The organism is Hyunsoonleella ulvae, from assembly GCF_016827605.1.
Lineage (GTDB): Bacteria > Bacteroidota > Bacteroidia > Flavobacteriales > Flavobacteriaceae > Jejuia > Jejuia ulvae.
Genome location: NZ_JAEPJQ010000005.1, coordinates 216,342 through 230,288, shown reverse-complemented (window position 1 = coordinate 230,288; position 13,947 = coordinate 216,342). Strand labels below are relative to the sequence as shown.

Genomic DNA, 13,947 nt, shown 5'->3' with positions numbered 1-13,947 from the left:
GTGCAAATACCATATTTCGATTATATCTTGTTGTTATGTCATTTGTAAGCTATAATTCCATATTATGTAAAATATCCCAGAAAGTCTTGAACATACAATAAACTGCAGTACTTGGGTCATTAAATATTTGGCTCTTGGGTTTGTTGCTAAATAAGAAACATTCTGCTGTTTGTACTATAATTAGCCGTTATGTAAAATTGCCGCGCCCAACCGCTAGATTGTTTTTTAAAAATTTAAATGCCTCAATGGCATTTATTTTTAAACACAATTTGCCACCGCTTGGCCACACCAAAAAAAGCTAAACCTTTTGCTATTAATTATAATTCTCGTATTCGAGGAAAATCCTGCAAGATTTTTTTCTACGACATTCTCGTAAGCTTGCCACAAGAGTATAAAATTTTTCCTGGCTCTAATCCACGCTCTAAAATTTCTATACACTTGTTCTAATTGTGCTTTTATTTAAACTTTTAAGTGTTTGCATATCTTTTTGTCTTGATACAAAAAGAAACAAAAAAATCAAGGCTGCAGAAACCTTTGGAAACAATGTACGGCTCAATCACTATATTTTAGAAAACATTGTAACTCATTAAGATTGCTTAGAACTAGCTTAAAAATTCTGTTATTATTAAGAATATGTATTGCTAGCCCTCTAAAATATGTACGCTCATTCACCTATTGTTTTCACCAAAGTTTTCTGAGGCCGTTTTGCCAACGCTTCATCTGGGTAAAAACGCACGATCTATTTTACATAATATTATAAAACTAAGCTTTTAGTTTAACAGCCATATTCTTTAAAGCATACTTTTCTAGTTCTTCAACAGTTTTACTTGATATTATAATTTCCCAATTAGATAAACTAGGCATTAAACTCACTTCGTTATTTATAAAGTAATTGTTAATAGAATCTCGTAATTGCTTAGATGGGATTAAATAGACAACTCTTGGTTGTTGCTCTATGATTAAAACTAAAGCGATAAACAAGTTATCGTTGAGTTTTCCTAAATCTTGTTTTGAAACCTTAACACTTTGTTTTACAGTATCTAAATCTAGTGGTTGTAAGTATATTTGATAGTTTCCAATAAAAAAGTCTACTCCTTCCCTCCCATCTGTTTTGGCAACTAATTCTAAGCTATAGTTTTTTAATTCTGATTTTAGGAATTCTGAGGCAATCATTTTGTAGACACTGATAACTCTTTAATATACAAATTCAAGATTTCTACTATCTTTTTTTTAATATTATTTTTTTTAGCCAAAATTTTATATTTTCTGTTAAATACATTCAAGGTAAGGTACTAATGCTTTGTGAATTTCAAAACGATTAGAATTATATTTGTTAGCTAGCACTTTTATCTTTTTTGCATTATTTATATCATACTCAAAGCTAAAAGTATCTTTTCCAATTTCTCTACCTAAAATTGTTAAGCTAACTAAATGGTCTACGAATTTATCTACATCATTATCACCTTGATTATATATCTTTGAATTTGACATTTTTTCGCTAATATCTGCTTTAGTTAAAACCCTATTACTAGCCATTAATTCATACATAAATTCTTCCATTTGATTATATGTAATCCCATTTTCAACAAGTACAGATTTAAACACCCAACTTGAATAATCTTTTAACGAATCAATTACATCTTTTTCTTCAATTATGGCATGACCTCTAGATATCGCAGTATCCTTACATGTTTTAAAAAAATAAATAATATCTCTTGGTCTTGGGAATATATTTTGCGTTATAAAATCTTTTGTTCTCTGGCCTTTAATATGAGAAACAAAGAATCTTTCCCATAAATCTTCAGCTGAATATTTCCCATTACTTAAAGCAATAAATCTATCTTCAATAATTCTAAAAAGTATTTCTGGGTCTTCCCATTTTAAACGTGAAACTTCTATTTTATCTGGCTCTCTAGCAAATGAAATAACTTGTTTGAATATATCACTTCTTAAAAATATTGTTAAATGAAAATCAATTTTCTTATCCTTAGATTTAACATAAGATAACTCTCTAAATATTCTACCAGAAACGCCTAATAATCCTAAAATATATTTACTTAAGATATTAATCTTTGAGTCTTTTCTCCAAGATTTATCTAAATTATCGATTAAAACAATTAGCTTATGTTTCTTAGGCATTAATTCACCAAAATAATCTTTCATTTTATGAATTGAACCTTCATGAAGTAACTCGGAAACTTTAAGCCTAAATTCCTTGTTGTTTCCTGCACCAATTTCTTTTATATCATTTTCTCTTAGTACTTTTATCTGTTCTTCTAGCCTAGTAGAGAAGTCAGTTAAATATACAGCTCTATATGATTCTATATATTCAAGAAATTCAGTTTCAATTTCCTTTAATGCGTATAAAGGCTTTTCTTTTGTCTTATAGTACAGATATTTAGCAATTTCAGTATAAATTAGAAATTTCCAAATAGTTTCGATTAAAAAGCCCTTTTCAAAATCACTGTTAGATTCTTCCATTAATGAAATCAGACCATCAACTTCAAAATTTATAGGTTTGATTAGTATAATATTGTTTCTTACATCTTGTGATAAATCTTCTTTCAAATAATATAAAGTTGCAGTTTTACCAGACCCTTTTCTTCCAACTACAATATTATACTCATTTTTAATTAACTGTTGTGTATGATTAGTGTCAACATAATAATCATATAAGTTATTACTTTCATGTTCGGCTATAGCTTCACCGAAATTCACATTTTGTAATTCAGTTCTTTTTCTTTTATCCTTGGCTCTTTTATCTCTATTTATTAGTAACTCAGCTATTTCTCCATGAAGGTTCATTAAGAAATCGCTAACAAATAAAGAACACTCTTTTCTATTGCTAAATTTCTTTAGAAGCTCCTTAAAATCTATAGGAATACTATAGGGTTTTTCAGCTATAATTTGAAGTTTTAACCCTAATCCTAATGCAATTCCAGAAACTAGTGAACATTTTGAATTATGAATTTCAAACCCTGCTCTTGCTTGTGATGAAAATTGTACTAGAACAGCAGGTACAGAATGTAATTGTTCTAAATACCAACTTATAGGTTGCACAATATTTTCACTTGCATCATCTATAACACTGGGTAATTTATAAAAATTTAGCAGGTTATTAATCTCCAAATTATAATTAGTTTCAACTTGACTATTTAAAACGAGTAAAGCTTTTCTATCAAAACTATTTGGTAACGTAGCTGTTAAGTTATCCCAATATTTATCTACTGGGTCATTTGGGGCCATTTTATAAAAGCCTTCTACTATTTGATTTGTATTGGTATATGGGTAGTAACCAACGGTTGTTAATAGACCTAATTCATTAAATTTTCTTAACGAGTCTTCATGAGAAGTATCATTTATTAAATAAAGAGGTTTCTTTTTTGCTAATGCATAACCGATTTCAAATAGAACATTATCATTTAATCCTGTTAAATCAGCGCATAAAAAGTCAGCATTATCTATTGCGCTTAGGATATTAGATATAATTAATGAACCTGATACTTTTAAATTAATCCAAGATTCAATTTTAACATCTTCATTAGCTTCATTTATTATTTTTATTGCTTCTTCTATACTCTCACCGCTCGATGGTATTTGGGAACCATAAGCAAAAAAACCTGTTTGCATACTTTAATTTTATAAAAGCAATTTACTAAAAATTTAGGGTTGTAATTACAAATATGTAGGAAACTTTGTCATTACATACACATTCCCACTTCACTCCTATCGTCGCTTCGGGCAAAGCGTATTCCATTACATTTTTAAAGAAACTTTTTAGAAGGAAAAAAATCCAAGAAAATTGGGTTAAAGAACTTCGCTTTTACCAAAGCAAAGTTACATAACGCAGAACATTATAGTACAAATATCATATTTCGTTTATATCTTATTGTTATGCCATTTGTAAGCTATAATTCCATATTATGTAAAATATCCCAGAAGCTGCTGTAATTCTTATTAATATTCAGTACTTGGGTCATTAAAATTTCAAATACGCGATTCTCACGGATTACGATTTTATTTTATAAGGAAAGTCATTTGTAGCTATAATTTGCCGTTATGTAAAATATCCGCTGCCAAGCGCTTTATTGCTAAATAAAATCAAATTGCTTTTCCCAGCTGCATCTACTCGCAGATTCACAAAATTGATACTTAATCAATTTTACTCCCTCGTATTTTAACCATAATTTGCCAACGCTTGCCAGCGCATAATAAAAGCTTCGTTTTGGTGACCAATTATAATTCTCGTAAACGGGATTTGGGATAGGAAAAAAATCTAATATGTTTGTCGTTTATCCATATTTTAATCACTAATAATAATTTTTGAACTTTCATTATTACCATCTAAAAAATGAACTTTAATTATATAAATACCTTTTGAAAATTTGCTTAGATTATATGTCATTTCACTTGATAATGGGTTGTTTTCTTCTCTAATAAGACTTTTACCATAAATATCGAACAACTCAAAACTTTGTATTTGATTATTGTGTATTGATTTTAAATTAATAAATTCAGTAGTCGGGTTTGGATAAATATTAATCAGTTTTTTTGAGGTGTTAGCTTGTAATGCATCATAATTATTAAAACTAAGACTAGAAAAATTTGGTGTCGTTACATACATCTCGCTTCCACTTATATCATTTCTAGCTTCAAAATATAATTTATCACCATTTGCTGCCATATAACCAATGTTATCATATCCTTGTAAATTAGGTCCATTACTTACCTGAATACCTAGTTGAATGGCCTGATTAGGAACTCCATTGGTAGCCCATATATTCTTAGAAGAGATTTCAGCAATATAAAGAAGATACTCTTTAAAACAAGTAAAATTCCTAAAATATGAGAAGTCTTCAGTTTCAGATCCAGCAACCTGTAAAGTTCCACTTATTGTACCATCTGTTCTCCATAATTCATCAATTGCTGAAAAACCTTCTCGAATTCCAAAATACAAATAGTCTCCACATATCATTAACTGTTTAATATCATTATTATGTTCAGCTTGGAATATTTGAGTTGCAGTTATTCCGTCCGTTTTAAATAGTATATCTTCACTATTACCTCCAACAAAATAAAAATCATTTTCTCCTGCAACACTGGTTCTAATACCTCCACCAATATTTGCTAAATTTACTGTGCCAGCTTGTGTTCCATCGGATGCAACTAAAGTACCATTAAGACTTAATAACATCTTATTATTAATTACCCCGGTAATGCCTGCCTCACTTAAAAAATCAATTTCAATAGTTCCTTGACTAGTTCCATCGCTTTTCCAGAATCCTCTTTGGCTACCATTTTTTAATCCATTAAAAAATATATAGTCATCTACATAACCAAAATGACTTCCATAACCATCATTTGGTCCTTCAAATAGATCTTTTATCATATAAGTGCCTTCTTCTGTACCATCACTTACCCAAGGTTCAAAACCATGAATGCCATCATCTGCAGAAAAATAAATTTTATCTTTTATTATAGTGAATTCTTGATAGTCACCCATGCTACTATTCTTGCCTTCAAAAATATCTTTTATCATGTAAGTCCCATTGTCTGTGCCATCACTAATCCATAATTCATAGCCGTTAACACCATCATTTGCATTAACTATAAGCTTGCCATTAAAATCAATGAATTTAGACCTTTTATATATTCCTCCTTCATTCGATCCAATATTAAGATACCTAGTTCCTTTAATAGTTCCATCTGAAGTACAAAGTCCAAAAGTGCCGTATTTGTTTCCTCTGAAAAATAATTTATCTCCTACAGCCGTCAATAATGAAGGATTAACTCCATAACTATGGTTTACATCATAAAACAGTTTAGTTCCTTCGGGAGTGCCATCAGTTACCCATAATTCATTACCATTGAGTTTGTTTTTTCCGTTAAAAAACATACGATTATCGTAAGCAAGAAAGTCTTGCTCTGAAACAGATATATTAGTAACTTCAATATCCTCTGAAAGGACGCTAGTACCTTCTGGGGTGCCATCACTTTTCCAAAACAAACTTTTTCCTTTTTCGCTATTATAAGCAAAGTAATACGCAACAGTTCCGATTTCATTTCCTTCTATTATTTGAGGCCATGATGCATTTATAAAAATTGTACCTAGATCTGTCCCATCACTTACCCATAAACCAGATTGCTCTGCGCCATCAGTAGCTGTAAAAAACACTTTATCTCCTACTACTTGTAATTTTGCATCAAACTGAAATCCATTTCCTGGACCAGGATAAAAATCTTTAAATATTGCAGTACCCTCCGAAGTACCATCTGTAGACCAAAGCTCATTTCCATCAACTCCGTCATTAGCAATAAACAGCAATTTATTATTTAAAACCACTCCAATCATGCCATAACTACTATTATTGTATTTCCCAGGATAAATATCTTTAACTAATTGTGTGCCTTCTGTTGTGCCGTTGCTTTTCCATAACTCATAGCCTGTTTCTCCATTATCTGCAAAAAAATAGAAATCTCCATTATAAATAACTTGTCCTTCTGTAAGACCACCAAAACTGTTATCTTCCTGAATATATTTTAAAAGTACAGTACCGGTTTCTGTTCCATCCGTAGTCCAATACCCATAAGCACTTCCATCCACCGAAGCCTGAAATATTAACTTATCATTAAAAATAAAAAAACCTCTAGGGTTGCTATTGCCACTCTCTGTAATATCTTTTAATACAACTGTACCATCAGAAGTACCATCACTTACCCAGAGCTCATTGCCATAGGTTTCACTGTAGGCGCCAAAATATATTTTTCCATGATACTCAATTATTTGATTAATACCTTCAGTACTAAAACCTACATTTCTGTCTGTTAGCTGAATTGTTCCTTCCTCAGTACCATCAGACACCCACAACTCTCTATTATCTCTACCGATTTGAGCAACAAAAAAAACGCTATTTCCAACAGCAGTAATAGATGTAATATCATCGTACAATCCTGATTCAAAATCTTTTACTAAGTATGTGTTTTCAACGGAACCATCTGAAAACCATAATTGGTCATCTTCTGAACTAAAGAAAAACCCATTATCAACTTTCGTGAATTTTTCCGGGTAACCATCATTAGAGAATTTTAGTTCTAGAAGTGTTGCATCTAAAGTTTGTGATTGAAGTAGAGTTTGAAAAAAAAATACAAAATAGATAAAAAAAGAAATGTGTTTCATTTTTAGTGGAAAGAAATATATTAAAATTAAGTACTAAAAAAACTTACAAATAAAGGTATGCTTAATATTTTATATAATTTAGAGAAACAGGATAATCAACAAATAATTTCGACCAAAAGTTTAAAGGAAAATCCTTTGTTTATAGCTTATAAGTTATTTTCTTAATGTAGAAACGAATAAAAGCAACCAAACCAAAATTTGACCTTAAATAACTAAACCCATTCCACACACATTTTACCTCCCCACCCCTACCTCAAATAAAACCCAGACTTTGTGTTAGCATTCGTTTAATCCCCGTAAAAAAATAGGGGTATTACCTACAAAAAACAGTTAAAACACTCTTTTTAAGAATATTAGTACAGAGTACTTTTGAGACTATATATTAATCATAAAACTTAACACAAAATGGGATTTATTTTAAAAGGAAATCTTTTTGCAGAAATATGCAAAGATTGTAAGGAACCATTATTTGGTTCTATTGTACGCTTTTACAGGGTAGCAGATATAAACCTTGATGTGGTAACACATGTTACGGCACATCCTAAAGACACGTTACAAATTTTAGACGAAAAACAAATCAAAGCGAAATCTAAACTGCTATTAGCAGAAGCAGAAATTGATGAAAACGGCAATTATGAGACCGAATTAAAGGGTAAATATGCAGAATATGATGGCCCTATCATGATTGATATAGTAACAAAACGGGTTTACAATCAAACAAGTAAAGAACGTAGACCTATCCAGTTTACGCTTACTACCTTACAGCCAAGATGGAGACAGACGAAACTAGGTATTGTATTTTACTGGAAATATTGTATTAACAGTCGTTTTTGGTGTAGAATACGCGAGTTATTTGATGCCTGGGTAATTTGTGGTGTATTACTTGACTGTAAAAATGACTACATTCCAATTCCTGGCTTAAAAGTAATTGCAATGGATGATGACTGGATTCATGATGACGAACTGGGCTCTGATACTACTGATGCTAATGGACACTTTAGAATAGATTATAGTAGTAGCGATTTTAAACAAACCTTTCTTTCTCCGTTAATTAATATAGAAACGCCTTTTCCTCCATTTAATAGTGGACCGGATGTATATTTTAGGTTAGAATTCAATGGAAGTCCAATAGAATTTGAAAAACCATCTGATAAAAGAAATAACGTAGGGCCGTGCCTTTGCGTAAAGCTTTGTTTGGACGATATAGTAATTCCTGATATTCCAATTCCAGCATCATTTACCAATTTTGGGCTGACTAGAAAAATTAAAATACAGGACGAAATTAATTCTGCAAGCGGTAAAACATTACGTCCCGGATTTGATGGTTATGCTTTTTATAGAACGATTAATCTTATTGGTACCATTACACAAACATTAAATGGAAATCCAATGGAATATATGTTTGAATACCAAGAGGTAGGCGCCCCCAATAGTATTCCCGCACCAGCAGGATGGCTTCCGGTAACACCAGATATGGTGCCTCCCACAACAATTGGGAATCATATTTTCCTTACTGGAGATCCTATGAATCCCGTATCAAAAATACCATATATTACAGATGGTATTGCTCCAGATATTAATTTTAACGGCAATTGGATTCCTGTACCACAGGATGGTAATTTTGAGCCTCATCAAGATGCTGAAATCCTAAAACTTAATACTGTTGCATTAACTAATTTATTAGCTTTGGATATGGCAGCACCTCCATCTAATATTGGTACTGCAACCGTTTCGCCAGCAAGACCACATACTACCAATCGTTATTTTGCCATTAGAATGAAGCAACGTGAATTAAACAATGCAGCTACAGAAGTTATAGCAGGAACATCCAAACCTATTGCCATTTTTAATGTTGAATATGACAATGTAAACAAACACGGCAATTGGGCTCCAGAAATAGTACAAAATCAACTGGCTGCTGTTTCTGTAAATATTGATGAAATTGTTTCTGTGACTACAGGTTGTAATAAAATCACTAATGCATTACATGTAAAGTACCATGCTAGAAATGAAAACCTTTCTTCTATATCATTATCTATAACAGGGCCAAAAAAACCTGGCCAAAGTTTTGGTTTTGCTTCCATCCCAGTAGCAACGGCACCAGAGACATTTGGAACTGCCCAGCTTATTAATCCTGATTCAAGCCCAATTGGTCCTTTTGATGTTAATGATTTGCTACCTTGTGCTTATACTATACACTTAAATGCAAGAGTGAAACTCACTACAGGAGATGGTGAGCCTGGGGTAATACAGGATTTTATTTCGTTCTGTAAAGTGTAAAACTTTATAGTGCCTACATATTAAATTTTAAAGGGTGTCTTAAAATGTTAAGACGCCCTTTTATGTTTTTATCTTTGGTGTAAAAAATATAAATACTTGGCTGTTGGGTATTATTACTAATTTATTCCTAGAATTGCGCAGATTAAATCCACAATCAGTCTTCTTGTAAAAGAATTTATAAGTAAAAGAATAATTGCACCTATTACTTTAACTGCCCAATCTGTAGCTGAACCAATTGCGGCTCCTATGGCTGCACCAATAGCTCCAACTATTAAAGCTACAAGCCAATCTCCGTTTTCGGAACCTATAATTGCTCCTGTTAAAAAACCAAAAACCCCAAAAATACCTTGGAAAGGTCCAATCTTTGTTTCCTTGTTTCCCATTTGAACTAATTTTAGAATACCATAAAATAAATTTAAAATGATGCTATTTGAAATACCTACATGAGTACATTCCTGTAGAGTGTAAATATCAAAGAAATTAAAAGGGAGAACTTAATTTTAAACACTCACAGTAAAAATATAACTATTGATAAACAAAGATTTACGGGAACCAGTAATTAACACCTATAAAATATTCTGATATAATAAAACCTTCTATTTAAAACACTTAAATTAAAGATAATAGTTAACTAAATTTTATTTATCTAACTGTCATTTCCATTTACTTTTAAGCTGAAGCCTCCAACAAATCTAATTGAGAATTGAAATTGTGTATCGGTTAAACCATCTATTGATGTTTTTGAAGAACCAAGCAAAAACGGCATTGTAAACTCTGCAATTATGTTATTTAAACGAAAACCAAATGAGGGTTCCAATCCACTAAAATTTAAATCTTTTGTTCCTAAGAACAATTCTCTGGTAGTATCATTTCTGGAAGATGAAATATCCCCCCTTATATGTCGTGACCCATAGTGCAAACCTAAGCTCACACTAAATTTTCGTTTGTTTTTGTCATCTCTTATTTTATCATTAGGCAAAAACTCATGAAATAAACCAAATCTAAAACTTATTGCACCAGCATTTCTACTAAAGTTAGTGTCTACGCCATCACTATAATTCCAAAGTACATTTGAAGCATTAATTCTAACATTAGCGCCACTAAATACTTTTGTAAACCAACTCCCCTTTTCCCAGGCAATCTCTGGATTAAAAAAGATGTTAGTATTAATGAAGATAGATTGTTTAGGACTTACAGGATTAAGCAAATATGTACCAAATAGCCTTTGATTTGTGATTCCATCAGATTCTACATCTGCTCTTAGGGAATCAATACTAGATGCTACATTAATATATGCCTCCATATCGATACTTTCTATAAATTTATTTTTAGACTCATCTTTTAAAACTCCATTATTTGTTCGTTTTAAAAAATACCTTTCAAAAATCACTCCCAATCCAGCCGAACCCTGTACACCTTCGTTTGCTTCATTTATGTTCTGTTGTAAATTTGCAGTTCCCACAAAATCAATATGAAATTGATTGGGAGCATTTGTTGGAACAGACGAAGGATTCTGTGAAAATAAACTTGTAGAAAAAAGAAATAAAATGATACTTTTTTTCATAATTAAATGGTTTTGTTATTGAGTGACATGTTATGGTTTTAGTTAAAACCACGACATACCCAATACTGGTTAATTAATAAAAACTATGCTATTTCTTCGTTAAAAGGGAGGTTGAAATGTATCTCACATATTGTGGGTCAAGACTTAATGAGTTCAGGTTTGCTGTAGGTATTATCAAGCATTAGAGGATACTTTAGTTTTTATTCGAAATCTAATACTAAATGTGCTTAAGATGTACTGCTATAGATTTTTCCCTGTCTTTCAAATGGGGTATATCCCCTATTATAAATATTATTTTTCCTCTTTTACAGACTACTTTTTTCGTATAATTTTAACTACAAATTATTAACCTTATTATTAAATTAAATTATGGACAAAGCACCAAAACTTAGCATAGGCGCTATAAATCCCTATGCTTTAACCGAAACACTACTCGGAAGAAAAATTGATTGGAGTAAGAAAAATTCAATCAAAATTATGGAAGACACTCTGGAAACAGATTATAGTGAACTTTTTGATATGAAATTTAATTCGCCAATTTATGCTGGATTAAAATTAAACAAGGATAATATGCCTGAACCATTAAAGGCATCAGAAATTAAAATTAGAACTCTTGAGGATGCCGAAACTCCAGATATTTCCAGACTTAAAAAACTAAGTGAATTAGAAAAACTTGGCATTAAAAAGCTTAGTGATGTAAAAATAAAATCTGGACTTATTAATAAAGATACTTTAGAGCTTAAATTAGATATTCCCAATATAAACCGTACATTATCCAAATCAGTGTTAAGTGAGGCTTTAGCTTCTATTGTACTTAACAAATCTGGATCTTCTAAAAAAGATTGGACGCCGCAAAATGGTGTTTGGGTAGATAAGGGCGATTTTTTTAATGATGTGGTAGAGTATTCAGACCCAATTCAAGGAGCTGTGGCGAACTGCTACTTTATAGCTGCTTTAAATGCTGTGGCTTGGGCTGATCCTTACAGGATTGTACACAGAAATAGAGCTACCGCTACTGGCGAAACCGATAGGGTTAATGCTATTAAGTTTTACTCTAAAGGAGGTGGTAAGGATGCCCCAACCAAACTTGTGGAGGTTACTGATAAAACCGTAGTTAATACTTCTAATAGTAATTGGATTTATTGTCGCTCTAACGATAATAATGAGATTTACCCTGCACTATACGAAAAAGCTTTTGCTAAGTGGGTTACAAAAACCAATTCTGATAAGCCGGATATTACCAAAACTGCATGGGGAAATTGCGTGAAAGCTACAGCGCAGCTAAATAATAAAACCCCTCATTATTATAATACCAACAGTAGAACAGGAAGTGAATTGTATTCTATTGTAAGAGCAAACTCTATGTCTAGAAAAACGATTCATCCTATGACCGCATGGACCTATGGATCTTCGGACAAAAGCTACACGGGTACAAATGTTGTTGGTAGCCATTGTTATGCAGTATTGGGCTGGGCTTATAAAAACCGTAAAAAGTATATAGTATTGCGTAACCCCTGGGGAGTTACAGAACCTGCTGGACTTAACACTTACCAAGGCTTAATTTCATTTTTTGATGAAAGCTTTTGGCGCCCTATAAATACTATTGGTAATGATGGTGTTTTTGCACTTGAGGCCAATTCCTTTAAAACACTTTTTGCAGGAATAGGAGTGGCTAAGTAATAAAAGCTATTAGTCTACCCAAAAAAGCCGAACAACTTTTTTATTAAGGTTGTTCGGCTTAACCAACTAAACTATTTAACTAACACTATTCTCTAAACTGCTGCGCTAAGAGAAAATCCTTTAAGACGTTTATCTATTTTACGTTTTTTTATTGTTACCAATTTCATAATATCCATTAGTTTTGGATCTTTTGTTTTCTTGTAAATATTATTGATGGCCAACACTATGGCTTTAGCTTCTCGTGATGCTAACACTCTATCGCTAGTAGTCATTCGTGCCATACTTCTTTTTTCAAATTCTAGTGCTTTTTCTATTAATTTCATAACTTATTTAATTTAAAGGTTTAACCTATTATTCATCAGTTTCAATTAAAAATGGTGTTTTACCATCGGTAATAATAATTTTACTGTTGGGAGAGTTAGATAATTTATTAAAGGCTTCAATGCTTCGTATTTTTATTATCTCTTGTGTTAAGCCTTCTGATAAAATCTTTTGGGCATCTCTTTCGCCTTTGGCATTAATTATTTTTCGTTCAGCTTCTAACTTTTCCTGTTGGATTACAAATTCCATGCGCATTGCATCTTGTTCTGCTTGTAGTTTGCGCTCAATTGAACTTGCCAACCCACTGGGTAGCTGGATACTTTTCATCAATACGGCTATAAGTTCTATCCCATCTGCTTGTTTTTCTAAGTTTATCATCATTTTTTGCTTGATTTCTTCTTCAATATTAGCTCGCATCCCTGAATGCATATCTTTTGCAAAAAATTGGGCACAAACATCTGATGAAGCTGATCTGAATACACTCGTTATGATAGATTCATAATCACGTCCTAGGTTTTCTAAAACTGATGGGATTTTTTCTTGTTCTAAACGATAAAGAATTGAAATTTCAGATTTTACACTAAGGCCTTCTTTACTTGGTAGATTTAAGATAAGTTTTATGTTGTTAGTTTGGGTAGACTCTTTTATTACCTTACTGTTAAAAGGATTGTAGAATATAGTACCCTGCGTGACAACTTCGTTAGATAATTTACCTAATGTTTGTTTTACCCCTGCCTCTCCAGGTCTAATTACCGCACAACTTGTAAAAAGTAGAAGTGATGGAATTAATAATATGATTTTTGCTTTCATAACTGTTTAATTTTTTATTAAAATTACGAAACAAAAATCATATATTATTATTTATATTTTTTATGATTTATATAATATAAATTTATATTTTATCGCCTTTATACTTAGCTCAAAT

Annotated in this window: 9 protein-coding genes; 2 read left to right on the top strand and 7 right to left on the bottom strand. The window is 31.6% G+C overall.

Annotated elements, in window-relative coordinates; genetic code table 11:
• Window positions 1-762: 762 nt before the first annotated feature.
• The 3 genes from JS605_RS13850 to JS605_RS13840 all read right to left on the bottom strand — a co-directional run bounded on the left by JS605_RS13850 (window position 763) and on the right by JS605_RS13840 (window position 7,177).
• Window positions 763-1,173, bottom strand: coding sequence for a hypothetical protein (locus tag JS605_RS13850; protein WP_203258315.1), 411 nt, complete (start codon window positions 1,171-1,173; stop codon window positions 763-765).
• Between the two features lie 96 nt (window positions 1,174-1,269).
• Window positions 1,270-3,630 (bottom strand): P-loop ATPase, Sll1717 family, encoded by a 2,361-nt coding sequence (locus tag JS605_RS13845; RefSeq protein WP_203258314.1) that lies wholly within the window; start codon window positions 3,628-3,630, stop codon window positions 1,270-1,272.
• A gap of 673 nt (window positions 3,631-4,303) precedes the next feature.
• Entirely contained in the window at window positions 4,304-7,177 is a 2,874-nt protein-coding gene (locus JS605_RS13840) for a T9SS type A sorting domain-containing protein (RefSeq protein WP_203258313.1), read from the bottom strand.
• Window positions 7,178-7,582: 405 nt separating this feature from the next.
• Here JS605_RS13840 and JS605_RS13835 point away from each other — a divergent pair, with 405 nt between their 5' ends.
• The gene (locus JS605_RS13835) at window positions 7,583-9,457 is read left to right on the top strand and encodes a transthyretin-like family protein (RefSeq protein ID WP_203258312.1); all 1,875 of its coding nucleotides are present in this window, start codon (window positions 7,583-7,585) and stop codon (window positions 9,455-9,457) included.
• 116 nt (window positions 9,458-9,573) lie between these two features.
• On the opposite strand, the gene JS605_RS13830 is transcribed toward JS605_RS13835, so the two are convergent.
• Window positions 9,574-9,840: a hypothetical protein gene (locus JS605_RS13830; RefSeq protein WP_203258311.1), complete on the bottom strand. Its 267-nt coding sequence runs from the start codon at window positions 9,838-9,840 to the stop codon at window positions 9,574-9,576.
• A gap of 263 nt (window positions 9,841-10,103) precedes the next feature.
• Window positions 10,104-11,021, bottom strand: coding sequence for a hypothetical protein (locus JS605_RS13825; protein WP_203258310.1), 918 nt, complete (start codon window positions 11,019-11,021; stop codon window positions 10,104-10,106).
• Window positions 11,022-11,390: 369 nt separating this feature from the next.
• Between JS605_RS13825 and JS605_RS13820 the strand changes: the two genes are divergently transcribed.
• Complete coding sequence (locus tag JS605_RS13820; protein ID WP_203258309.1) at window positions 11,391-12,701, top strand: C2 family cysteine protease; 1,311 nt, start codon at window positions 11,391-11,393, stop codon at window positions 12,699-12,701.
• Between the two features lie 92 nt (window positions 12,702-12,793).
• On the opposite strand, the gene JS605_RS13815 is transcribed toward JS605_RS13820, so the two are convergent.
• Together JS605_RS13815 and JS605_RS13810 are read right to left on the bottom strand one after the other, a co-directional pair.
• Window positions 12,794-13,024 (bottom strand): hypothetical protein, encoded by a 231-nt coding sequence (locus tag JS605_RS13815; protein WP_203258308.1) that lies wholly within the window; start codon window positions 13,022-13,024, stop codon window positions 12,794-12,796.
• Window positions 13,025-13,052: 28 nt separating this feature from the next.
• A complete protein-coding gene (locus JS605_RS13810) occupies window positions 13,053-13,832 on the bottom strand; it encodes a prohibitin family protein (RefSeq protein WP_203258307.1) in 780 nt (259 codons plus the stop codon).
• Window positions 13,833-13,947 lie beyond the last annotated feature (115 nt).